This is a genomic window from Mesorhizobium sp. ESP7-2 (assembly GCF_020164715.1).
Taxonomy (GTDB): Bacteria; Pseudomonadota; Alphaproteobacteria; order Rhizobiales; family Rhizobiaceae; genus Mesorhizobium.
In genome coordinates this window covers 56,745-78,708 of the sequence record NZ_JAIUGQ010000027.1, presented here as the reverse complement: position 1 = coordinate 78,708, position 21,964 = coordinate 56,745, and the positions used below count along the sequence as shown (strand labels likewise).

Here is a 21,964-nt window from a genome sequence, read left to right as displayed (position 1 = left end):
AGGGAGCTGTGCTAGCTTGACTGCGCGTCCGAAACTGGCAACAGCCAGTCAATCAGGGATCACAAGGCCTGCTTTTCTCAGCGAGCCGAGAAAGGTCTCGACATCTTGCGGGCGAGCCAAACGCATTGACACCTGCCCCCGCAGGTTTTTCACCAATGCCGGAAGATTCTTTTGAAGCCATTCGCTCTCGCGCTGGGCTTCCGCAACGTTCCCTGCCTCACCGTTTATCGCAGCGCCGATCAAATGATAGATCGGATTCATCGGGGAAGGAGTTTTCTTTAGCCAGTTTGCTGCTTGCACATAGTCGCCGTCAAAATAGGAGCAAAGGGCCAAGTCCGCCTCATAGTTGGCTGAGGCTCCCGGATTTGATTGACGCGACTCCGCTATCATCGGGCAACCTTGCTTCCATTTTCCCGAAACTGCCAGGCGCTCGCCATATTCGCTCAGGAACTCGGTGTCGTTGGGATTGAGTTTCAAGCTCTCCTCGCCTAGCTCCAACGCGGCATCAATCTGCCCGTCGAAATAGAGAGCCAGCATTTTTGCCTGGCGCGCTGGCAAATTTAGGGGATCGAGCGCCACGGCGTGCCGGGCGGCAGCGAAAGCGCGCTCAAGCGCTGATGCCGGGGGCGTCCCATCGGCTGAAAATCCAAACCGGTAGTCATCGACATAGACCGATGACAGGAGACCCCATGCCGTGGCGTAGCTGGGGAAGCGATCCACAGCTTTCTCGAGGCATGTACGCACCGCAGGACGGCGCTCCGGATCAACGCCCAGCCGATATGCATAAAAAGAAAGTGTACAATTATACGCTACCCAATCATCGGGAGCGTTGCTCACGTCGAGATCCTCGTCCGCTTGGAAGATTACACCGTAAACCTGAGCCAGATTTTGCGCTACGCTGCGCGCAATTTCCTTTTGCGTGTCCCGAAATGCCGAGACTTTCAATGGACCGTCGTAGCTATTTGCCCAAATTACCGACCCAGTGCCGCGATTGATGAGCCGGACCCGAAGCTGAAAGGCTTCGTCCGACAGCGTGATACTTCCCTTGATCACAAATCGTGGTGGCGCCAATGAGGCATCGTCCGGCTTCGGAGCTGACTCCATAACCAGCAAGTCTCTGAACTTGGAAAGTTGCTCGACAATTTCCTCCTTCAATCCACTTGCAACCACGCCTGCGGCCTGAGTGCCGCCCGGATTGTCAAACGCCTGCACAAGCACACGGGGCTTTTCTGGCCCGCCGTGTCGGGCGGGCCCCCACCACCACGCCGATACAGATGCCACGATCGCCAGAAGGACCATGAGCACGGCTATTAGCAGTCGCGGCAGGGTTCTCCACAAAGGCGGGCGCTCTGTGACTGGCTGCGTGACAAGTGGGGCTGGGAGCGGCGCTAACTGGGTTTCCGCCCGGCGTGCGAAGGAAGGAACATATCCACCCTTGGGAATGGTTATGAGTACAGGATCCCCTTGTCCTGAGGTCAGGTAGTAGCGTTCCAGCGCCCGACGAAGGTGGCCGGCCTCAATGCGGACGATCGGGTCCGTCTGAGGGTCGAATGATTGGCCGCGGCCGAACACTTCGACTGCGACGGTATACGCCTTAATGCGATCGCCACGCCCGGATAACGCTTCTTCGACCACGTAGCTAAGGAAACGGTGCTCACGGCCGGTGGCATCGAAGTCCGCGCTGCCGAGGATCAGGGCAAGCTGGGCGCGACAACTCTCAGCCGGGAGAGCAGCCTCCGCTGTGAAGAATGATTCAGGCTTATTCACTGACCCCTCGCACCGACCGATGATTACATGGTCTCCCACGTAATTTACATTCCGCTACTGGCTTTGGGCAATATACGATTCGTTCAGGTCGCGAATTGGCGAATTAAAAGCGTTAATTTCGGTCAGATCCCAGTCAGATCAACGAATTATGGCCAAACAAGACGGACCGTCCGACAGACAAAGAGCGATCCTAGCGGCAGTACGCCGCTTTCCGCAGTTTGAGTTGGCGATCCATCGACTGATCGTCCGGAGTGAGAGCTTTCTGGAGATTTGCGAGGAGCTTGCGGACGCGGAGCTGGCGCTTTCAAGCGTCGACAAGACCACAACAACGGCGTTGGTCGAGGCTAGACGAGCCGAATGGCAGGAACTCGTGGACCGGCTGGTTGGAGAAGTCGGCGAAGCGGTGCGGGACTCAGAGGCTGCTCGAAACTGGGGTGTCAATCCTCGGCCGCCGCCACGGTGAGCGCCACGAATGGTACAACTGGTCGGTAGTCAGCTTACAATTTTCCGCCATTCGGGACTTCAGGATTCGATTGCAATTGCACAATGGTGAACAAGATGAACCAGATCATGAAATCCGGCTTACTTTCGAGACTGCGCCCCAAGGGCGCCAGCCTGCTGGCAGCATCCGTAGGCCTGGCACTCTCATGTGCTTCGGCCTGGAGCCAGAGCGCAATAGACAAGGATGCTAACGACGTCCTCGTCACTTCGATGAACTACTTGAAAGGTCTGAAGACGTTCAGCGCCGACTACGATACCGACCACGAGGTCGTCGACACGACCGGCCAGAAGATCCAGTATAGCGCTTCGGGCTCTCTGACAGCCTCGCGCGGCGAGGGTTTCCGCATCAGTCGGAAAGGCCCTGTTGCCGATGTCGAGGTCACCTTCGACGGCAAAGTCATCTCGCTCTACGGCAAAACGATAAATGCTTTCGCCCAAATCGACAGCCCTGGTCCGAGCATTGACGACGCCGTCGAGGAATTCAGGGTGTCGACCGGCCTGGATGCTGTCGGCGCGGACCTGATGTCCGCGGACCCATATTCGGTCCTCACGGAAGGAGCCGTCGAAGGTACGCTCATCGGCGAAGCCGTTATCGGTGGCCAAGTCTGCGACCATCTAGCGTTCCGGACAGACGCCGTCGACTGGCAAATCTGGATCCGCCAGGGCGACCAGCCGCTGCCGCTCAAATATGTCATAACGACCAAATGGGTGACCGGAGCGCCCCAGTACACGCTGAGGCTGAGCAACTGGACCGTCGACCCCAAGGTCGACGGCAAGCTGTTCTCCTTCACGCCGCCAGCCGATGCAAAAAAACTGGAACACATAGATTCTGGCGAAATCGGCCAACTTTCCCTGGAGGACGCAGAATGAGAACGATCGCGCGAAATAGAACCGGGTTGGCCTTGAGCCTCGTCACGGCGCTCATAGTCGCTGACTGTGAACTCTTTCCCTCCGTTTCGTTCATCTCCAGCGCCGAAGCACGGGTCGGGAGGCCTCTGACCCCGGGAAGCGTTGCTGGCGTTGCCCGTCGCACAACGCGCCGCGTGGTTCGACGATCCACCATCTACGTGCCCGCGCTGCCGCCCGCCTGCGTAAAAGTCAATGTTAATGGCATGACGCTGTCGCAATGCGGTGGTGTCTACTATCAGCCCTACGGCGGTCGCTACGTTGTGGTCTATGTCGACTAAGCCTTCCAATGAAACCGGGACTGCGAGCCCGACTCAGAACCGAGCAAAGATCATGAAAACTTTCTGTCGGACGGTGACTGGTGGCTATGCAGCGCTTTGTATCCTTTGCCTTGCCAATAACGCCGGCGCGGCCGATCTGGTCTCCCCGGTGACGCCGGACCTGAAGCCAGTCGTGACCGAGCAGGGATGGACGTTCAGCGCCGCGCCGTATTTCTGGGCGGCTGGGCTCTCGGGTAACGTGGGGCAGTTCGGTTTGCCCTCCGTCGAGGTTGATTCTAATTTTGGCGACATCCTGAAAAATCTTGATTTCGCGGCCATGGCCGTCATCGAGGCACGCTACGACCGCTACAGCATTTTCGGCGACCTCCAATACGTCAAGATTTCCGCCGGCAATGGAACGCCCAAAGGCATCTTGGCAGACAGCGTCGATCTTACGTCCCAGACTTTTTCAGGTCTGGGCGGAGCTGGTTATTCAGTTCTCCAGAGTGACGCTGGACGTCTCGATGTGGTCGGCGCCATGAGGGTCTGGTCCGTGGATACGGAGCTTGACTTCCATGGTGGGATCCTTGACGGCCGCTCCGCCAGCGACGGCAAGACCTGGGTAGACGGGCTGGTTGGTATTCGTGCGAACTATTCGCTCACACCCGAGGTCTATGTCACGGGATGGGGAATGGTGGGAGCAGGTGCCGCCAATATCGATTGGGACGTCGCGGCCACGCTGGGCTATCGGTTCAATGATCGGTTTTCGGCGGTCGTCGGCTATCGCGCCTTGGGCGTCAACTACGACAATGACGGGTTTGTCTTCGATGTCGTGCAACAGGGTCCGATCATGGGTCTGATTATGCGTTTCTAGGATGGCGATTTGTTGCTGGTCCTAAAGCCCGCCTGCTGAAGTCAATTTCCGGCCGGGAGCTGCGGGGATCTGCCCGTAGGATACAGTTAGTTACCTTCCTTCCAGGGCACTCGAAACGTAAGCGGTTCCCGGGCCACCTTTCGGGAGTGATCGCAATCAGTGAGGCCGCCGATCCTGTATTGAGATCGGAGATCGGGTTGTGTCTGGACTTGACCTCACGCAAGTCGCGTCGCGCGACGACTTGTTTCCGATACAGCCAAAACTCGACGCGGGGAGGCACGGTCGCCTTCTCGGGGATGACATCGGGGTGCACGAGACAATGAAGCTGGTAAATTGCTGCTGGGGACTGGTGGGATTGAACATGCGAGCAAGGCGAAGCCTGGCAATATCCTTTGCTTGTGCGTTCAGTCTCGTCAGCCTCTCGTCTTGCGCAAGCAGGCCTGAGACCGGGGCCCTGTTGTCGAATACCTCCGTAGCTCAAGGTGCAAGTTCGCATACCATCCTCGTTGCCACCACTCGAGCGCGCGATGCTCGACCGGGAACTTACTTTGATGGTGAACGGTCATCTGCCCTGAACTTTGCGTCGATCACCGTCAGCGTTCCGCCGAACCATAAGGCTGGCAATGTCGAATGGCCTTCCTCGAAGCCGGGAAATGCTCAAACGGATTTTGTCACGCGAGATGGCGAACTCCTGCCGAACGACAAGCAGTTTCTGGCGGAGTTGAACCAGGGTTTGAAGGCTCAGCCCAAAGGCCAGCGCAAAGTGCTGCTCTTTGTACATGGTTATAACACGCTGTTTGCCGAAGGGCTCTACCGCTTCGCGCAAGTCGTTCATGATTCCCATGCGTCTAGCGTTCCCGTCTTCTTCAGTTGGGCGTCGCGGGGCAAGACGCTAGACTACGTGTATGACAACAACAGCGCGACCATCGCTCGCGACGGATTGGAGCGGACGCTGCGCGTTTTGCTGGCCAGCGATGCCGATGAAATCAACGTCCTCGCGCATTCGATGGGCAACTGGGTGACCGTCGAGGCATTTCGGCAAATCAAGATATCGGGAAACGTCACTTCCGCCAGCAAGCTTGGCACGGTGATACTCGCCGCTCCCGACATCGACGAGGACGTATTCAAATCGGAAATGCAGCGAATTGGGAAACCAAAAAAGCCGTTTTTGATCATTGTCTCGCGCGACGACAAAGCATTGGGTCTGTCGAGACTTATCGCTGGCGGCAAAGATCGGCTTGGGGCGAGTAAAGACAGTGCGGGCCTCGCAGCTCTCGGCGCGATAGTGGTCGACTTGTCGAATGTGAAAGCCACGGATGCGACCAATCACGGCAAGTTCGCCCAAATCGCGGAAATTGCGCCGGATCTTCGCAAGGTCCTAGCACAGGGGATTCCAGATCAGGAAGAGGGCGGGCTGGCCGGCGCGACTACCCGCGTTCTCACTTTGCCAGTCGCGGCGCCGATAACGATCCTGACGGCCAAGTAGAACTTGCCGCAGGTATTTGAATTTAGAGAGGATGAACGATGACAAGACTTAGCTTGAGATTGGCCGGTGGTGCGGCTGCGATAGCCTTCGCCATGATTTTTGGCGGACTGATCGACGAAGTTGTACCGCTCCCCTCTTTCGTCGGCGACGCGCAGGCGCGAGTTGGTCATCCGCTCACGCCTGGCAGCGTCGCTGGCGTTGCCAGGCGCACCACTCGCCGAACAATCCGCCGGACGAGTATCTACGTGAACAGCCTTCCGGCCGCGTGTGTGAAGACTACCGTCTACGGCCCCGTGCTGTGGCACTGTGGCGGCAGGTATTATCAGGCCTCCAGCGGGCGCTACGTCGTCGTCAACATACAGTGACTGAGGACGGCTCTGGCAATAGTTGCTACGGGAGAGGCGCGATGCGCCTGTCCGTTGGGGCCGTGCGAGCCGTCTGCGGTCCCACCGTTCCGGTTTTTCGCCGAAGCAGATCCATTTGTTCCGGAGCGCAGCGCTGTTGCTGGACCGCATGCGCCGCGCAAGCCACTGACGAAGCCCAGCCTCACAACTGAAAGCTGTTGAACTGGGAAGCTAAGGGCAGCGCCGACAACCGCTACAAGGAGTTGCGCCGTCGTGGCGTGCCAAAGCTCCGGGCCGCGGTTGCCGGTTCACCGACGGGATTCTGGCGCATGTCAGGACACCCGGCGGTCCAACAGGCCCTGCGCAACCACCACTTCGAGTCGCTCGGTCTCCCCAGTCTCTATGTCTCTGTCCAAGCTTAATCCGGTCGAACCGCCGTGGTACGTTATCCGTATGCCCGGTGGTGTGGGGGGGCGGCGCCGCGAGGCGTCCCCCTATCCCGATCTCCGGCCCCAATCGCGACATTTGCAGAATGCTCTAAAAAGGCGGCTCCTGGCGCAACTTTGTCGTCCCGGAGCAACCGGCTCGAGGCCACTAGCCCGTGAAACTGAATTGCACCGAAGAGCGTGCGACCTAGCCCGGCGGCTCGGCATGGAAATCCTTCGACAGGAGCAAAGAGGTACATACCCGTCCGACTTGTGGGCCGCGATTGTTCGCTTCCTTGCTGCAGTCGCGCGCCGACGTGTTGGTCAAATCCCGTGCCGGAGGGAACCTCTGGCACCCCTTTACGTGGCTGCTGGCGCATCAAATGCGGCCCGTGCGGTTGGTTCGTTGTCGGCGATCGCCGTAGGTTGCTCGGCTAATCGACTAGATCAGGCAAAGCATCTTCGACGATTCTGAGATTTCGATCGAAAGTCTCGGTGTCGGATGCGTTGGCGCGCAGGGACCGCACCTTGTTCAGGATCGCCGCAACCGCTGCCTCTTTGTCGGGCGCTATGCGTGTTGTCACCGCTTTGGCCGCCAAGGCGGAAAAATCTATGGCGGCATAAGCCGGTACGGCTGCAGCGTCTGTTGCTTTCAGCCGTTCTTTTACGATTGCGCGCCGGCCTGGCGGTGGAGCTACAGAGCCCGCTTTTGCGGCAAATGTTGCGCCGCGCTGCAGGCGGGTCTGCAAGAGGCCTGAGTGGTAGGCGGGTGGTGTCGGCAAAATCGTCGGGAGCCCAGGAGATGGAACCGCCGCGGAAGCGTCCAAAGCAGGTCTTTTCGTGCGCGAAACCTCGACAGAGGCGGGGAGGGGCATGAACGCACGTTTGGCTAGCGGGGCGTCGGCGAAATAGAAATTGCGGGTGCCGAGGATCGGCAGTTCCCCACGCGGTAATATGATGACCTTGTTCTTATCGAGCGTACGGATTTCGTCCGGCCGCATCAGGGGCCGCCGCACTTCCTTGCGGTGCTCCGAGCGCGTGTAATAAGTGTCGAACAACGTTGCCTTGGTGCGCGTCACGTCCTTTTGCACGTCCGACGTTTCGCCGAGCTGCTCAGAAACGTAGCGCAGATCGTCGGCGTCCTGCGCACCGAAAAAGATCTGCACGCGAGCAGCGTTGATGAGCGTCTTGCGCCCTTCCTGGCGATAGATCTCGTCTACGGCCTTCAGCGACTGCACGAAAAACCACATGGAAACGCCGTTGCCGCCAAGCACGCTCGCCATTTCGGTCACGTTCTCGAGCTTGCCGAGGTTCTGAAACTCGTCGAGCAGCACAAGCACAGGATGCTCGTCCGGACGCGGCATACTTTCCGACATGAAGTTCATCATCTGCGTAATCAGGACGTTGAACAACGGTCCAAGCGAGGTGATCTGCTCGCGCCGTACGTCGAGATAAAGAGAGATCCGCTCGCGCTTGAGTTTGCGAATATCGAACGTGCTGCGCGAGGTAGCTCGCATCAGGCGCTCGTTGAGAAAGGGGGCCATGCCGGTCCGCACGCCGGCGTAAATTCCGGAAAACTGCCGCTCAGACATTTCGAAATACGGCAGCAGGGTTTGCAGCGTAAAATGCGAGCATTCGCGGCGGCGTTCCTCGCGTAGCGAGCCGATGAACTCCAGGAGTGGCTGCTCGGCACCGTTCATAATCTCGAGAATTGTAGAGAAGGTCTTCTTCTCGTTTAGGATCGCAGGCGATTCCATTACGAAGGATGCTATGCCGGTAAAGAGGAGGCGGGCATCGTTGACCCAATAGGGATCCGCGTTCGAAGGGGGGCGCGGAAACAATGCCGCAGCGATGTTGCGAAGGTCGATGTCGCGCTGTGCTGAGTCCAGCGAGATGAAGTCCATCGGATTATAGCATGCGGTATTTCCGTCCGGATCAGCCGGCGCGAAACGCACCACGCGGCTCATGGTCGAACGGTAACCAGCAGTCGCCGCATAGGTCTCGCCGCGCAGGTCGAGAACCACGAGCGAATGCGGCCAGGTCAAGGCGTTCGGGATGATGAGAGACGTGCCCTTACCGGAGCGCGGCGGCCCTATGACGAAGCCGCCGACATCATCGCCATCAATCCACAATTTCTTGCCGCCGATCAGCTTGTGCTGCGTCAAGCGGATCTTGCCGGAGCGCTGATCACGGCCGGGCGACAGAATTTCGGCAAGCTTGCCGCCGACTCGCCCGACGAAGACGCCGCTAACTTTCGTCATACCGGTTTTTGCTACGTCGTTCATAGTCATGAAGCGAGAGTCATTGCGTTTTCTCGGACGCATGAGAAACAAGCTGACCAGTGGCAAAAGAAACCCTAATGCTCCTGCCGCAACGGCGTATTGCATCCGGCTAAAATTTTTCGCCATCGTGTCCGCCCAGGCCTGACGGACGACCGGCCATGGATTGGCGTTCAGCTGGTCGAACAGGACGTGGGAGCCCGTCCGATACCAATCTGTCGCGGCATAGGCGACCGTGAAGAGCAGGGCGCCCAGGGCCATAGCCAGGAGCACCATGAAAATTGCTGTTGCGAATTTCTGCATGGGGCCCCGCTAGATCGTCTCCGCCTTGGTGAACTTGATCTCGCTGATGCCGCGCCGGCCGCCCTCGGTGCGGACCATCTGGACGACCACCGGAATGACCTCGCGCAAGTAGTCGAGAATTTCGCTTCGTGAGAGGCCCGAACTGCTCTGCATGACCATGAGCGCCAGCCGCTCATAGGCGGACCGGGCGGAATTGGCATGAACGGTCGTAAGCGAACCCGGGTGGCCAGTGTTAATCGCCTGCAGGAACGCGAAGGTTTCAGCGCCGCGTAGTTCGCCCAATAGGAGACGGTCGGGTCGCATGCGAAGCGCTGCCTCGAGCAGTTGTTGCGCGGAGACTTTGGCAAGGCCCTGGTCGCCCTTCGAGGCTATCAGGGTAACGTTGTTGGGAGCCGGCAGCCTCAGTTCGCGGCTGTCTTCGATTGTGATGATCCGTTCATGGGCTGGGATTTCCTTCAGGAGTGCGTTCAAAAACGTCGTCTTGCCGGTCGATGTACCGCCTGAAACGACGATCGAGACGCGGTTGCGCACCGCATAGCGCAGGAAGTCCATCGGCGACGTGTCGTTCAACATCTCGACAAGTCGCTTTTCTTCGACTGACAGCGCCAGGCCGCTGCCCATCGCCGTATTCTCGAACGCGCCGAGATCCTTGTAGGCATCAAGGCCCATATCCATGATGGCCTGCTTGCGAATCGAAATCGCCCCGCCTTCGGGGGCCGCGGGCGGCAAGATGCATTGGATGCGCTCACCCGAGGGTAGAGCAGCTGACAGGACCGGCTTTTCTTCGTTGATGACCTGATTTGTCGCCGAGGCGACGCCCGTCGAGATGTTGCGGATCCAGCCGGGCGTGACCTCGCGCTTGACGACGTGCTCCATTTCCTTAGCGCCGAGGCGTTCGATGAACAATTCACCTGGCCTGTTGATCGCAATCTCGGAAACCGAGTCTTCGTTCAAATAGGACCATATTGGCTCCAGATGGGCGCGCAGGACCGGGGCTCTTACCCAAGGGTCGGGGAGGAGATACACGGCGTTCATTTCACCACGCTTCCATAGCCGGAGTAGAAATGATCCTTCGGCGTCCAGTAGAGAGGCGTTGGATCGATCGCCATCTTCGGCCGCCCACCTGCCTTCATTCTTGCAACTTCTTCCTGAACGGGATCGGCATACAAATCCGAGAAATCGAGATCTCGCCGCACCAGCACGACAACCGATGTGCCCTGGTCCACGTAGACTGTCGGGCCAATGTTCTGCGTGTCGCGAAACGCCTCTTGCGCGAGTTGCTGCAGGGCGGTCGATGACTTGTCGAACGCGATGCTGCGGGCGTCGCGCTGCGAGCCATTGCCACCATAAGTTACGGTCGTGCTCTCACCGGTTACGGGATCGATCGTCGTCACCTGGCGCTGTTGTCCATCCTGGCCGCTATCCCCAAGCGAGGACAGATATTCAGAGACGCCGCCAACGACGGAAAGCATGATGGCGTTGCCGTACCGTTCAACCCAGTGCGTATCGACATGGCCGCCCATGCCACCGCGGCCGAGTGCATCTGCACCGGGCGACTTGATATCGACGGAAATGCCGTCCGAGCGGATGACTCTGTTCCAGACGATGAAAACACGCTTCTGACCGCGCGCAAGCCCCGAGCGGTATTCCCCGGTCAGGCGCGACCCTTTCGGGATGAGAATCCGCCTGCCGTCGAGCGAGAAGACATCCTCACGCACGATAGCGCGCACGGCACCGGGAAGGTCGGTGTTAACAGCGGTTTCCAAATAGCCGCGAAGGATCGTTCCTTCAGGGATCAACGCATCGGTGCGTCGGAAGACCCTGGCTTTGACGACGCTGGAAGAACTTGCCTCAGACTGTGCCAGGAATGCCTTGTTGGGATCGCTGTCGGCGCCGGGGACCGGGATGATCTGACCGTCGGGCGCGATTTCTACCTGCGCCGCCTCGACGCCGGCATTCGTCGATCCGGTTTCATCATTCGTCACCATCTGGTTCGACCGCAGGCGTTCCCACACCGCCTTTTCATGCTCGGCGGCCTCAGCCTTGCGACGAGCATCTTCATCAGCCGCGGCCTTGCGGCGGGCTTCTTCCTCTTCGGCCTTGCGGCGAGCTTCCTCGGCCGCCATTTGCGCCTCCAGTGCGCGCCGCTGCGCATCAAGGTCGGCGCCGTCCTGAACGGTCTGATCGACATTGTCAGCTTGCTGCGTGCCCTTCTGGTCGGCGGCCGGTGGCGGCACCACGATCTGGTCGATCGTGCCGTCGGCAGGCTGTGGCGGCTCGTTCAACGCCGGCGGGCGAAACTCCGGCGGGCTGAAGTTTTCCTCGGCATCGCTGCGAAGATCGCGCGACACCGGCTCTCGAGGCCAGTTCAGCCATATCAGCGCGCCCACGAGAAACACACCGAGGCCGACCAGGGCGATCCTGGTACCGACTCCCGCACCGCGGCGTGCGACAGACGGGCTGCCGTCCAGTTGGTTATAGTCGATCTGCGTCATCACCGCCCCCCGCTGGATCCGAACAGGGTGGAACCGCGTGTCAGTTTCGTTGGACCGTAAACCTGCTCGACCGGGTCGACGGCGTTGGGTCGCGCCCGGTTGTAGAGGCAGAGCGTCTTGCCGTCGGCTCGCAGTGTGAATTGGCGGGCCACCTTGTCGATGACGGTGTATTTGCCCTGCGTGCGGACGTTGACCAGTGACTCATGGCGCTTGTCGTCGACCACGAAAATCGCCGGAATGTCACCCTTGAACTCAAGAAACACCTTCGTGCCGTCGTCGAATACGGTGCGCGGCTTCAGGCTGTCATCGCCTTTGTACGCATAGTCATAGTTGAGATCGGCATAGTTCAGATTCTTCAAATCCGGATCGGCGGCGCTCTCCTTGGCCTGCGAGAGCAGGCGCGCGTTGATATCCTCGTCCGGGTATTTGAACCGGACCTGGAAAGATGCCCGGTCGCGGTCATTGTCAGTCCCCTGCAGCAGCAGGGAATAGACGCGCCGGTTGGTGACGACGTTGACATTGGTCCAGGCATCGCGCTCCAGCGGCTTGACGAACAGAAATCTGGATCCACGTTTGGGAATGATCGACCAGCCCTTCGTGTCGCCAGCGGAGACGGTTTCGATGACTTCGGTCGGACTGAGTTCGACCATGGTTGAAATACCGAGAGCGGCGCGCACCGTGGTCACGTCGTCATTGTTGAAGGTGACATATCGGATGCGGCCATCGCGTGCGGCCGTGCCGTGGATCGTGCCGAGCAGAAGAGCGGTCGCCAGGGCGAGTCTCACGTGCCCTTTCATTGCAGGCTACCCGCAGCCGGCGCCGATTCCTGGTCGCGGCGGTAATCCGTAACCTGAAATCCCAACGGGTTGTCGAAACGCCATTCGTTCTTGAGTGGTGTCGAGGTGTAGCGGAATTTTATCACCGCCACCCAATTGTCGGCGGTGGACGAATTGTCCCGCCGCGTCGTCGTGGCAAAGCGCACCGAGGCCGTGTTGCGATTGAGCAGGGAAACCGACTTGATCTCGACCGCGACAGTGACATTGCGGCCATAGGTCTTGTCCAGCGATTGCGGATTTGCAGGCGTGAAAAGCCATGTCAAATCCTTGGAGGCCGCGTCGGTGGAGTAGAGCTGCGCCAGGTCGTAATTCTGTTTCAGTTCACGGGAATCGTATGTTTCCCGGGCCCTGATGTAGCGGACGAGATTTGCCGCCGTGACGGCTTCGTTCTGGGACAAATCTCCAGGCTTCAGCGCGCGCATGATCTCGAGGTAGCCCGTCGATTTGTCGACCTCGACAACGTAGGGTTCGAATTGCCGGAGCGGCAGGATCAGCACGAGCGCCAGCAGCGACAGCACCGCCACCAGTCCGGAAACGCCGCTGACGATCCATGCCAAGGTGCGCGATCGCCGCATTGACCTGTGCGTATCGTCTTCCCAGGTCGCGCCTGCCTTGTAATAGCGTCTGTCGACGAGTTCGCTGCCGCTGCTAGCAGTGGTTTCCGATGGATTTGACACTTTCCTATTGCCTCGTTTGCGCCGCATCCCGATCCAGCGTCGCGACCCATGATCGTTCTTGTGTTCTAGGCTAGAGGCCTGGCGTTATCGCGCGCACCTTGCTGGATGGCGGACCGAGCCGCTTCGTCTGCCCTTGCTTCGCGGGGAGATCGGAAGCTGTTTGCCGCTAACTGTCGGGCGCTCCGAGCGGCGCGGCCGGCGGCCCATTGGGCACCAGAGTAGCGCACGGCATTTCTGCCGAACCTCCCATATGAGTAGCGAGCTCCCACGGTGCTGAGATACCCGCCGCCATTCAGGATCGAAGCAATCGATGGGATCTGCATGAGAACGTAGATCCCGATGATCGTCACCAGCACCAGGGGCAGCACCAGCGACATTTTGCTGTCCATGGTAGCTCCGCCGGTCGTGGCGGTGTTCAGCGCCGCATTGACGAGCGAGAAGTAGAATCCGAGAAAGCCGTAGATCAGGATTTGCTGGATCATCAGAAAGGTGGTGAGCGAAAGGAAGCCTTCGCTCATTCGCGAGGACCAGCGGTAAAGCCAAAGAATGATCCATATCGGCGCCAGAGCGAGTGTGATGAACAACATCACCTTGGCGGCGATGATTGCGGCAATTGCAAGCGCTGCAAAGATGATGGCTGACAGCAGAACGAGCAGCGACAAGAGCGCGCCGAAAATGTCATAGAAAGAACCGCTATAGACCTGATTGGCGACGTCCTGCGCCCCTTGGTAGAGGTTGTCGATGAGCGCCGGAATTGCCGCCTGATCGCTGAGCTGATTGCCGGTGGCTCGCGACACGGCGCCGACAATGACCTTGCCCACCTCATCTGGAATGCTTTGAACAAGCTGGTAGATCGTCGCGGAAAATGTGCCCCATCCGGTCAGCAGCAGATAGATGATGACGGCGCGGCCGAGGCGATAGGCCGCTTCGAGTGGCGAAATCGACTCTCGCCCGCTCAGGATCGAATAGCCCCACCACACGATATAAAGGGTCAGCATAAGGGTGAAGATGTTGCCCATCGCATTGCCTAACTGCATATAGACGGTGCGGACGAAGTCCTCACCGATGTTGTCAATGCCACCGAGAATGCTTGCGGCGAGACCGTTCATGGATCCTCGTCAATGATGCTGGCGAACGGCGTTGAATTGACCGGTTTTAGCGCGCCGCATTCATCGGTGTGGGCATACGCCAAAGGCCCGCACGGCGCTTTCCGTTCGCGATTTGCGCATCCCAACAGCACTGCGCCGAGCGCAATCACAACGGATATGCGCAGGACTCGCCTCGACAAGCGCTCAGCCTCCGCTCTTGCCAAAGTCCGCGAACGGGTTAACGCTGCGCGGTGTCATCATCTTCTGCACCTGGCTCTGGCGGAGAAGATCTCCCTTCAGCTTCTCATTCAGAGCCGCGACCGCACCATTCTGGACGCCGATCAATTCGTTGACCGCGCGCGCGTTTTCCAGCTGCATTCGTGTGTTCTGGTCTACCGATCCCTTGACGTCCTGCGACTGCCCAATCTGCCCGCTCGCGGATTGCAGGGACTGTTGGCGCTGGGTAACGCCCTGCGAGGCCTGCGAAGTCAGCGCGCTTAGCAACGAGGCCACATTGACGCTGCCGCCATAGGCTGTGTTGACGGCGCTCGTTTCTTTGCCGTCAATCTGCTGGAGTTGCTTCACCAGCTGGAGCCCATTGATGACGGCGCCGGCGATTTTCTGGATTTCGGGGGAAAGGCCACCAAACGAAAGCGCGCCGCCGTTCAGGATTGATCCGAACGACGGAGCCTGCGCAATCGACATGTTGCCGCCAAGGCCCATTTGTCCGATCCCGAGCGAACCGTCACGGCTGCCGCTGAGAGCCTGCAGGATTTCCTCGCTCTTTTTCAGGATATCCTTGTTCGAATCCATGATGGAATTGGTGTTCTCCGCATTCTTGCGGGCGACATCGAGATTGGCGCCATCGATGACCGCAATCTGTGCAAAGCCCGCGTTCGTCCAAAGCGCCATGCCGGCAGCAATCGCGAATTTCTTCATGTCAGCCTCCTATTGCTCTAGAGAATTGATCACGCTGGCAGCGCCGGCAGGATCACTGGTGATGATGATCGAGCGGCTGTCGGCCGAGCTGGCCCCCACGTTCTCAACCGCGCATGGAAGCCACCGGCCGCGATCGATCTTCAACCGTTCCAGTTCCGCGGGATCACAAGAAAACGGGTTTGGAGACCCGCTCTTCGGCTGTTGCACCAGCTTGGACGACTGCGATGCCTGCACGTTCTGCAACGATAGAAGTTGGGCCAGCAACGCCGTAAAATCTCCGGCCTGGGCGAGGTACTGGTTGGTGACATCGGCGTTGATCCCACGAGCCGACGAGTTCAGCTCCCAAGCGTCCTTGTATTCAGTCACCTGGCCAACATGGCCCGACAGCGCGTCGATCGCCGCGTTGTTGGCGCCCATCTGCGATGAGCTTGCATCGAGGCCGCCAGCCGCCTTCCTCACCGTGCCCATAGCCGCGTCCTGGGCCGTGCCGCCTGCGCCGTCGGCCGTTACGATCGAGAATGGTGGCGGCGCAGCGGCCGGAGCCTTGCCGCTCGATACATATTCGTTGAAGTAGCTGTTCCAGCGGCCGACACCGCCGGCCCACTGGTTCTGCTCGCCTGCGTTCGATCCGTTGTAGAAGGAGGCGAGACAGCTGTAATTCGTCGCCCCGCATTGCTTCACGCCCATTCCGAGATATTTGACACCGCCTTCGACGTTCTGCTCGTTCACGTTGCGGTCAAGTCCCATTGACTTGCCAGTGCCCTTGGTCAGCTGCATGACGCCTTTGACGCCGGTGTGGCTCCCGGCGCATGTGTCGAAGCGCGATTCCTGATAGGCAACGGACAGCGCCAGGCCTTCGGGCACGCCGTATTTTTGCGCATAGTAGCGGATCATCTTCACGTTGCCCGCGTCGCGCTGCAACGCGTCGGCCGGGGATCGGCGAAACATCTGTGAGCGGTATTTGTTCGAATAGGTGCAGACGACGCTTTTCTTCTTGTCGGTTTCGTCCTTCTTGGCTTCGTCCGACTTTGTGCTGTGCTGCTCGTCCCCTTGCCGCTTGTCGAGGTTCGACCCGTCGATGACCGCGATCTGAGCGACAGCCGCGGTCGTGCTTCCCGCTGTCGCAAGCGCCACGGCCAGACAAGCGCGGCTAAGCCGCTTCGTCATGCTCGTCCTCCCATCCGCAGAAGTATGGCAGCCACATTTCCGGCTCGTCGCCGAAGGCCTCCCGCAGCCGTGCGCATTCCTTGCTGTTGGCTTCGTTCGAGGACAAGACCTTGATGAGATCGGGCATCGCCGACAAATCGAGCTTCGCTACGATCGAGTCGCTGTCGTGCTTGACGAGGAAAGTGCGTGTTTCCTTCGCGGTTCGGCGCACGAACTCGAATTCCTTCGCTGTCAGGGAGAAGCGCTCCACGTAGGATTCTTTGCTCGCCTTGGGGTTGGGGAAGAAAATGTTGGTCTTCGTTTGCTCGATCAGTGACGACGAGATGGAGGAACTGACGACGTCTTCCGCCGTCTGCGTGCCAAAGCCGACCACGCCGTTGCGGCGACGAATGGTCTTCAGCGTCTCATTGATGAAAGCGGCGAAAACTTCGTCGTCCAGCAGCTTCCAGCCTTCATCGAGGAAGAGCATGATCGGCGAGCCGTCGATGACTTCTTCGAGACGATGGAAGATGTAGAGCAACGCCGCCGAGCGCAGCTTTCGGTCGCCCAGGATCTTGGTCATGTCGAACCCGACTACGGGTTTCGAGAAATCAACCAGATCGACGGGATTGTTGAAAAGCCAGCCCTTGTCCTTGGGGTCGAGCCAGGGTTGTATGCGCGCCGCCAGATCATTCATGCCAGGCATGAGCGAGCCTCTCAGCACTTCAGGCAGCAGCTCGAAGGTCCGCTGTTCGCGCGGTATCTTGTAGATCATGTCGACGGCGGCGTTGATGACGCGCATCTCCGCCACATCAAGCGCACCGCCTTCCGGCGTCAGAATGTAGATGAGCAAGTCTTCAAGGAAAGAACGGTTTTCCGCCGTGTCATCAAGCTGCAACGGCGCGAACCCGGTCGGCTGAGAAGGTTCCATCACCTCGTAGCGACCGCCGAGCGCCCGAACGAAAATTTCAGCGCCGCGCATATAGTCGAAATATACACATCGCGGCCGCGGCATGATGCGCATGGCCTGCGCCATCAGGAATGACAGCACGACGGTCTTGCCCGAGCCGGTCGGGCCGAACACCGTGAAGTGCCCGACATCGTGAACGTGGAAGTTGAAATAATAGGCCGTCTGGCTGGTCGTTTCCAGCAAAGCGATGGGCCGGTTCCAATGCAGCCGTTCACGTTGGCCGGACGGGAAATTGTGTCCTGAGAAAAGACCGGCGAAATTTAGCGACGAGATCAACGCACGTCGCGCGATGTAGCTGAAATTTCCCGGCAACTGCGCCCAGAAGGTCAGTTCCGTGTTCAGTGTCTCGCGGACCGGCACGATCGACATGCGCGAGAGCTCCGCCGTAATGTCGGATAGCGCGCGGTTAAGGCCATTCATGTCCGAGGCCAATGCCATGACGCTCATGTGATGTTGTCCGAAGACGACTTCGCCGCCGGCCAGTTTGTCGGCGCCATCATGGACGGACTCCTCGACCGTCGTGCCCGCCTCGTCGGAACCCTCAACCTGGTTGGCGATGGTGTTGATCCTGCGCATCGCCGTTACACGGTCTTCGATCGCGAAACTCTGCGTCAGGACAAACTCATGTGGCAGGCGCAAGAGACCGTCCAACGAGCCCGGAGCGGTGAACGGCGGGTATTCCTTGATCGACACCACGGCGCCGAGCTTGGCTGCGTCCGGCCCGCGAAGTTCCAGCGCCGACTTGCCAAAAAACAGCTGTCGCGTTGCCAGCACGTCGCCAAGGGACATGCGCGGCAAAGGCATTTCCACGTCGCCGCCACCGGCGAGGATTTTCGCCAGAAATTCCGCAGGCTCGGAAAAGAAGCTGTCGCGACGCTTCACGACACCGAGAAGACGTCCCCCATATGCGGTGAAATCCTTGACCATGCCGTCAAGGATGTCATGCAGTTCGACTATTGCCTCTTCGCGGGTTTCTTCGCCCGCGGTGCTGATGCGGAATGCATTGAGCGCCTTGTCCACCCAGCCGACCCGGCCGACCATCGGACGGCGTATGACCGTCAGATACGCCTCGTTGACGAAAAGGTTTTTCGACCCAAGGTCATCCATGTAGCGGGCGTCGAGCTCGGCCACGAAAGGATTGTCAAAGTCGCCTTCGATCTCGGGTGTCACGTGGCGGCGGATGATCGTTGTGTAGACGGCAAATCGAGAGGTCGACAGGTTACGGAACGTGGTGTTGCGGTTGAACATTCGGCTGTTCAACTCGGCCTGGTCCATTGTCTGGAACGGCAGGCCGCTGAGCTGGATGGCGCCGACCAGAAAGCCGCTCTTCGTCACGATTAAATTGTCATCGACATGGCGAAGGTAGGGGATGTGCATCGCCGCGGGTTTTTCGCGGCGGCGCTCACGGCCAAATTTCAGGTCTGCATCGAGGGTCATGGCGAATAGCTCCTCGCCCCCCAGAAAGTGAGGTTCGCCACCGCTCCGCGTTTGGAGACGCGCCGCTCGAAAATATGAAATATGTAGGGGTCGCGCTGGCACAGATATGCGCTGACCAGATGCACGACGCCGAACACGCCAAGACCGAGCATGAAGCTGCTCGTGGCGATAAAGCCGATCACCGCCAGGATGCCGTTCAGTGCAAAAACTTCATAGCGCACGCCCCATTTCATCGGGGGGCGTGTGAGGGGCAGGCTGACCGGCTCGACATAGACTTCCTCGTCGTCCATCTCTCAGCTGCCTCCCGCCGTGGCGCGAACCGCGTCCACCAGCTGGGCAGCGCCGAAGATCAGAGCGATGCCGATGATGATGGAAAAAGCCATCATCCACGCCAGTCGCCCCGTCATGGCGAGGAAGCCGAGAAAACAGACCGCGATGATGGCGAATGAGCGCGCTATGTTGCCCTGCAGAACGCCGACGAACCACTCCAGCACGTTTTCGACTGGCGCGGCCGACTGGGCATAGGCAGTGGCTGGCGCGAGCGCTATCCCGACCGCTGAGGCCAAGGCCAGTTTCAGGGCAAATATGCCCGCTTTCCTGTATTCCACCCTTGGCTCCTTTCAGTTGCCGAAATCCATGACATGACCATCCTGCCAAGCGTCCTCGCTTGCTGGCGGAGCGGCCGCGAGCATTTCGGATTTGGTCAGGGCGGACTTCTTCACGACACCGCCGAACTTCCAGCGGTTTAAAATTTTCACGATGTATTCAGCCGTCTCCGGATTCACCGGAATGCCCTGCGCCTTGTAGACGCTGTTGGGCCCGGCGTTGTAAGCCGCAAGCATCAGCAGCGGATCCTGGAACTCGTCATAGAGTGACTTCAGATAGCGCAAGCCAGCCCTAACATTCACCTGCATATCGCAACGGTCGCTCACGCCGAGATCGGCCGCCGTGTCCGGCATCAACTGCATGATCCCAAGGGCTCCGGCCTTGGACTGACCCTGACTGGCGCCGAGATCGCTTTCAGCCCATGTAATAGCCTCGGCTAGATCGGCGTCGAATCCTTCTTCTTGCGCGATTGAACGCACAAGTTGCGCGACTTCAGTACGATCTCCGGTCTTGCACGCCCCGGGCTTCTGCGCCCCGCGTGAGGCAAGGGCTTGCGCGGGCGTTGCAAAAGCGACTGCGACGCGGTCTGATGCCAGGTCCCGGGCGTGCGCTTCCAACGGCATTGCAGCAGCACATAGGGTGAGCAGAAGAGCGAATCGAGTGTTCATACTGTCGCCAAAATTTAACACTTTACTATGGGTACACACAGCCCTAGTAAAGTGTCAACACGAGATGCACCGCGGGGACGGATTTCGATGAAACAGATTGCCCTTTGCACGGTTTTGCTGCTCCAGGGCACCGCGGCTTATGCTGCCGGCGCCGACGCCCCAAATGCCTTCGCGCAGCCGTCGGAGCGGTACCTGCTTCAGTTTGCCAAGCCGGGCGAGAAGGTGTTCGTCTATGAGCGCTACGATGCGAAAGGCACGCTCTTTCAGCGCGAGGCGTCCGCCCTCAGCTCGCCGGTCAAGGTGCCGTCGGCGACTGAGCGCATCATCAACGGTCTGACGTATCGACTGCGCGGCCTTGCGGCCTGCCCAAAACCAAAGATCACATACAAGACGCAGGAGTGGGACTGCACGAAGGCCGCGCAGGACTATGAAGAGGCAATCTACAACGATCGTGCATCCGTCGTGCTTTGCAAAACACTCGTGCTGCAAAGCAAGAAGGGTGAACCCGACGCTGTCTCGTGTTTCTCGCTCGTGGGTGCGGGTAACGCAAACGACCCGTACAACGTCGCCTACGACGACGACGAAATGGTTTTTTTCGACATGGCGGCGATCGGACGCAACAAGGACGGCAAGTCGCTGCGCCCAGATCTTGAGCATTCCGCCGACCTCGGTGGACAGTTCCAGGAATGAAGCGGGCGAGCTTGGCAGTGCTGGCCGCACTTGGTTTGTGCGCATCGGCACAGGCCCAGGATGCATCCGATGCCGTGCCAACGCCCTTCGCGGTATCGAAATCGGCTCAACTGCTGACCGGAGATACTTGGCGCGACGGAGATCAGCTTTTCCGCCTCTATGGCGTCCAGTCATGTCTTCGAGGCACGTCGGCTGAAGAGCCAAGTGGGAACAAAATGGATTGCGGGAACACCTCGCTGGCGCACCTTGCTGCGCTATTCGATAGCGCGGCGGTTACATGCCAGCCAATCGGCTACGCCCTGGACAAGGCGGTTTTTGTCGTGTGCGGTGCCCAGCTCAATGGCGAAACAATCGACGTCGGCACAGCGCTCATAGCGACCGGATACGCGTTTGCCGCAACGACAGCAAAGGGCAAAGCCGTCGATGAGAACTACCTCGTCGCGGAAATCAACGCTAAGATGAAACGTGCAGGATTGTGGGGCACGACGTTTCAGCATCCTGTGCAACTGCTGCTGAGCCAAAGGTCAGAGAAACAACAATGAAGCACGACGATGAAGCGCACAGGTATTATTATCCCGTCGAAGGACGCACCGACGGCGCCATTGGCGATGCTATCGCTCTCATCGCGATCATCTTGGTACCGGCAGGCCTCTATGCGGCCTGGAATACCGTGGCCTCATGGATTTCAGCGCTCTTCTCCTAGGACTGCAGTTTCGCAAAAGAACCGAGCAACGCGCGAAAATCGTCGACATCAACCTCGCACCAATCGTTCCCCAACAACCGCCGGAAATGAGCTGCCTTCATGTTCATTTCAACGACATCAGCCACCGGCGCAGCGGCCGCGCGCCGACGCGCGATAGCCTCCTCCGCCATGACCGAATCCAATCGCCGGCCGATCAGGGTCGCGTCCAGCCCTTCGGCCCTCATCCATCGCTTGCCGAGACGTTCAACGATGGCGACTGCACGACGATGCGCCGCGAGCAGATTCGCGACCCCATCGGCCTCTTCCATCACTCCGTTGTTACAGACTACTTGAATGGGCATCGACCGGCTCCACGCGCGTGACAATTCGTAAATGATGCCTGGGGAGGCGAGAGAAATAGGCATGGGTTCATCCCTCTGCTTCTCAGGCTCCCGAAGCCCTGGCTTCCCCTGCTTTTCGCCCATGCGGTCACACTACTCTGCCACCAGGCAAACGTTTCAGATTGTAGGCGAAATTGCCTTTGGCCGGCGGTTTGCGAAACATCTCCCACGCAACAACGGTGTT

General features: G+C 59.2%; 22 protein-coding genes. 8 read left to right on the top strand and 14 right to left on the bottom strand.

Annotated elements, in window-relative coordinates; translation table 11 throughout:
- Nucleotides 1-48 precede the first annotated feature (48 nt).
- On the bottom strand, nt 49-1,767 hold the full coding sequence (locus LB543_RS22875; protein ID WP_224615622.1) for a hypothetical protein: 1,719 nt from the start codon (nt 1,765-1,767) through the stop codon (nt 49-51).
- A 558-nt stretch (nt 1,768-2,325) separates the two neighbouring features.
- Between LB543_RS22875 and LB543_RS22870 the strand changes: the two genes are divergently transcribed.
- The 5 genes from LB543_RS22870 to LB543_RS22850 all read left to right on the top strand — a co-directional run bounded on the left by LB543_RS22870 (nt 2,326) and on the right by LB543_RS22850 (nt 6,159).
- Nucleotides 2,326-3,138 (top strand): DUF2092 domain-containing protein, encoded by an 813-nt coding sequence (locus tag LB543_RS22870; RefSeq protein WP_224615621.1) that lies wholly within the window; start codon nt 2,326-2,328, stop codon nt 3,136-3,138.
- Complete coding sequence (locus LB543_RS22865; RefSeq protein ID WP_224615620.1) at nt 3,135-3,455, top strand: hypothetical protein; 321 nt, start codon at nt 3,135-3,137, stop codon at nt 3,453-3,455. The genes LB543_RS22870 and LB543_RS22865 overlap by 4 nt, the downstream gene beginning before the upstream one ends.
- 52 nt (nt 3,456-3,507) lie before the next feature.
- Nucleotides 3,508-4,308 carry a hypothetical protein gene (locus LB543_RS22860; protein WP_224615619.1) on the top strand — a complete coding sequence of 267 codons (801 nt, stop codon included), beginning with the start codon at nt 3,508-3,510 and terminating at the stop codon, nt 4,306-4,308.
- 457 nt (nt 4,309-4,765) lie between these two features.
- Nucleotides 4,766-5,794 (top strand): alpha/beta hydrolase, encoded by a 1,029-nt coding sequence (locus LB543_RS22855; RefSeq protein WP_224615618.1) that lies wholly within the window; start codon nt 4,766-4,768, stop codon nt 5,792-5,794.
- Between the two features lie 38 nt (nt 5,795-5,832).
- A complete protein-coding gene (locus tag LB543_RS22850; RefSeq protein WP_411908779.1) occupies nt 5,833-6,159 on the top strand; it encodes a hypothetical protein in 327 nt (108 codons plus the stop codon).
- 838 nt (nt 6,160-6,997) lie between these two features.
- On the opposite strand, the gene LB543_RS22845 is transcribed toward LB543_RS22850, so the two are convergent.
- The 12 genes from LB543_RS22845 to LB543_RS22790 form a co-directional block, all read right to left on the bottom strand.
- Nucleotides 6,998-9,145, bottom strand: a complete 2,148-nt coding sequence (locus LB543_RS22845; protein WP_224615617.1) for a type IV secretory system conjugative DNA transfer family protein — start codon at nt 9,143-9,145, stop codon at nt 6,998-7,000.
- 9 nt (nt 9,146-9,154) lie between these two features.
- Entirely contained in the window at nt 9,155-10,180 is a 1,026-nt protein-coding gene (virB11, locus tag LB543_RS22840; RefSeq protein WP_224615616.1) for a P-type DNA transfer ATPase VirB11, read from the bottom strand.
- A complete protein-coding gene (gene virB10, locus LB543_RS22835) occupies nt 10,177-11,640 on the bottom strand; it encodes a type IV secretion system protein VirB10 (RefSeq protein ID WP_224615615.1) in 1,464 nt (487 codons plus the stop codon). Before virB10 ends, virB11 begins: the two co-directional genes overlap by 4 nt.
- Nucleotides 11,640-12,425: a TrbG/VirB9 family P-type conjugative transfer protein gene (locus tag LB543_RS22830; RefSeq protein WP_224615614.1), complete on the bottom strand. Its 786-nt coding sequence runs from the start codon at nt 12,423-12,425 to the stop codon at nt 11,640-11,642. The genes virB10 and LB543_RS22830 overlap by 1 nt, the downstream gene beginning before the upstream one ends.
- 8 nt (nt 12,426-12,433) lie before the next feature.
- A complete protein-coding gene (locus LB543_RS22825; protein ID WP_224615613.1) occupies nt 12,434-13,153 on the bottom strand; it encodes a virB8 family protein in 720 nt (239 codons plus the stop codon).
- Between the two features lie 65 nt (nt 13,154-13,218).
- On the bottom strand, nt 13,219-14,262 hold the full coding sequence (locus LB543_RS22820; protein WP_224615612.1) for a type IV secretion system protein: 1,044 nt from the start codon (nt 14,260-14,262) through the stop codon (nt 13,219-13,221).
- Between the two features lie 183 nt (nt 14,263-14,445).
- On the bottom strand, nt 14,446-15,180 hold the full coding sequence (locus LB543_RS22815) for a type IV secretion system protein (protein WP_224615611.1): 735 nt from the start codon (nt 15,178-15,180) through the stop codon (nt 14,446-14,448).
- A 9-nt stretch (nt 15,181-15,189) separates the two neighbouring features.
- Nucleotides 15,190-16,347 (bottom strand): transglycosylase SLT domain-containing protein, encoded by a 1,158-nt coding sequence (locus LB543_RS22810; RefSeq protein ID WP_224615610.1) that lies wholly within the window; start codon nt 16,345-16,347, stop codon nt 15,190-15,192.
- Nucleotides 16,331-18,733 carry a VirB4 family type IV secretion system protein gene (locus LB543_RS22805; RefSeq protein WP_224615609.1) on the bottom strand — a complete coding sequence of 801 codons (2,403 nt, stop codon included), beginning with the start codon at nt 18,731-18,733 and terminating at the stop codon, nt 16,331-16,333. The genes LB543_RS22810 and LB543_RS22805 overlap by 17 nt, the downstream gene beginning before the upstream one ends.
- A complete protein-coding gene (locus tag LB543_RS22800) occupies nt 18,730-19,023 on the bottom strand; it encodes a type IV secretion system protein VirB3 (RefSeq protein WP_006339854.1) in 294 nt (97 codons plus the stop codon). The genes LB543_RS22805 and LB543_RS22800 overlap by 4 nt, the downstream gene beginning before the upstream one ends.
- Nucleotides 19,024-19,026: 3 nt before the next feature.
- Nucleotides 19,027-19,341, bottom strand: a complete 315-nt coding sequence (locus LB543_RS22795; protein ID WP_224615608.1) for a TrbC/VirB2 family protein — start codon at nt 19,339-19,341, stop codon at nt 19,027-19,029.
- A 12-nt stretch (nt 19,342-19,353) separates the two neighbouring features.
- Nucleotides 19,354-20,007 (bottom strand): lytic transglycosylase domain-containing protein, encoded by a 654-nt coding sequence (locus LB543_RS22790; protein WP_224615607.1) that lies wholly within the window; start codon nt 20,005-20,007, stop codon nt 19,354-19,356.
- An 87-nt stretch (nt 20,008-20,094) separates the two neighbouring features.
- On the opposite strand from LB543_RS22790, the gene LB543_RS22785 reads away from it, so the two are divergent.
- Genes LB543_RS22785 through LB543_RS22775 form a run of 3 tightly spaced genes read left to right on the top strand, consistent with a single transcriptional unit; the run spans nt 20,095 to nt 21,400 of the window.
- Nucleotides 20,095-20,697 carry a hypothetical protein gene (locus LB543_RS22785; protein ID WP_224615606.1) on the top strand — a complete coding sequence of 201 codons (603 nt, stop codon included), beginning with the start codon at nt 20,095-20,097 and terminating at the stop codon, nt 20,695-20,697.
- Nucleotides 20,694-21,239, top strand: coding sequence for a thermonuclease family protein (locus LB543_RS22780; protein WP_224615605.1), 546 nt, complete (start codon nt 20,694-20,696; stop codon nt 21,237-21,239). The genes LB543_RS22785 and LB543_RS22780 overlap by 4 nt, the downstream gene beginning before the upstream one ends.
- On the top strand, nt 21,236-21,400 hold the full coding sequence (locus LB543_RS22775; RefSeq protein WP_224615604.1) for a hypothetical protein: 165 nt from the start codon (nt 21,236-21,238) through the stop codon (nt 21,398-21,400). The genes LB543_RS22780 and LB543_RS22775 overlap by 4 nt, the downstream gene beginning before the upstream one ends.
- On the opposite strand, the gene LB543_RS22770 is transcribed toward LB543_RS22775, so the two are convergent.
- Complete coding sequence (locus tag LB543_RS22770; RefSeq protein WP_224615603.1) at nt 21,397-21,804, bottom strand: hypothetical protein; 408 nt, start codon at nt 21,802-21,804, stop codon at nt 21,397-21,399. The genes LB543_RS22775 and LB543_RS22770 overlap by 4 nt on opposite strands.
- Nucleotides 21,805-21,964 lie beyond the last annotated feature (160 nt).

What these genes read in the sequence shown, in the direction of transcription:
- LB543_RS22870 (WP_224615621.1), top strand. Translation starts at nt 2,326, where the DNA reads ATGAACCAGATCATGAAATCCGGCTTACTTTCGAGACTGCGCCCCAAG.
- LB543_RS22865 (WP_224615620.1), top strand. Translation starts at nt 3,135, where the DNA reads ATGAGAACGATCGCGCGAAATAGAACCGGGTTGGCCTTGAGCCTCGTC.
- LB543_RS22860 (WP_224615619.1), top strand. Translation starts at nt 3,508, where the DNA reads ATGAAAACTTTCTGTCGGACGGTGACTGGTGGCTATGCAGCGCTTTGT.
- LB543_RS22850 (WP_411908779.1), top strand. Translation starts at nt 5,833, where the DNA reads ATGACAAGACTTAGCTTGAGATTGGCCGGTGGTGCGGCTGCGATAGCC.
- LB543_RS22845 (WP_224615617.1), bottom strand. Translation starts at nt 9,145, where the DNA reads ATGCAGAAATTCGCAACAGCAATTTTCATGGTGCTCCTGGCTATGGCC.
- virB11 (WP_224615616.1), bottom strand. Translation starts at nt 10,180, where the DNA reads ATGAACGCCGTGTATCTCCTCCCCGACCCTTGGGTAAGAGCCCCGGTC.
- virB10 (WP_224615615.1), bottom strand. Translation starts at nt 11,640, where the DNA reads ATGACGCAGATCGACTATAACCAACTGGACGGCAGCCCGTCTGTCGCA.
- LB543_RS22820 (WP_224615612.1), bottom strand. Translation starts at nt 14,262, where the DNA reads ATGAACGGTCTCGCCGCAAGCATTCTCGGTGGCATTGACAACATCGGT.
- LB543_RS22815 (WP_224615611.1), bottom strand. Translation starts at nt 15,180, where the DNA reads ATGAAGAAATTCGCGATTGCTGCCGGCATGGCGCTTTGGACGAACGCG.
- LB543_RS22810 (WP_224615610.1), bottom strand. Translation starts at nt 16,347, where the DNA reads ATGACGAAGCGGCTTAGCCGCGCTTGTCTGGCCGTGGCGCTTGCGACA.
- LB543_RS22805 (WP_224615609.1), bottom strand. Translation starts at nt 18,733, where the DNA reads ATGACCCTCGATGCAGACCTGAAATTTGGCCGTGAGCGCCGCCGCGAA.
- LB543_RS22800 (WP_006339854.1), bottom strand. Translation starts at nt 19,023, where the DNA reads ATGGACGACGAGGAAGTCTATGTCGAGCCGGTCAGCCTGCCCCTCACA.
- LB543_RS22790 (WP_224615607.1), bottom strand. Translation starts at nt 20,007, where the DNA reads ATGAACACTCGATTCGCTCTTCTGCTCACCCTATGTGCTGCTGCAATG.
- LB543_RS22785 (WP_224615606.1), top strand. Translation starts at nt 20,095, where the DNA reads ATGAAACAGATTGCCCTTTGCACGGTTTTGCTGCTCCAGGGCACCGCG.
- LB543_RS22780 (WP_224615605.1), top strand. Translation starts at nt 20,694, where the DNA reads ATGAAGCGGGCGAGCTTGGCAGTGCTGGCCGCACTTGGTTTGTGCGCA.
- LB543_RS22775 (WP_224615604.1), top strand. Translation starts at nt 21,236, where the DNA reads ATGAAGCACGACGATGAAGCGCACAGGTATTATTATCCCGTCGAAGGA.
- LB543_RS22770 (WP_224615603.1), bottom strand. Translation starts at nt 21,804, where the DNA reads ATGCCTATTTCTCTCGCCTCCCCAGGCATCATTTACGAATTGTCACGC.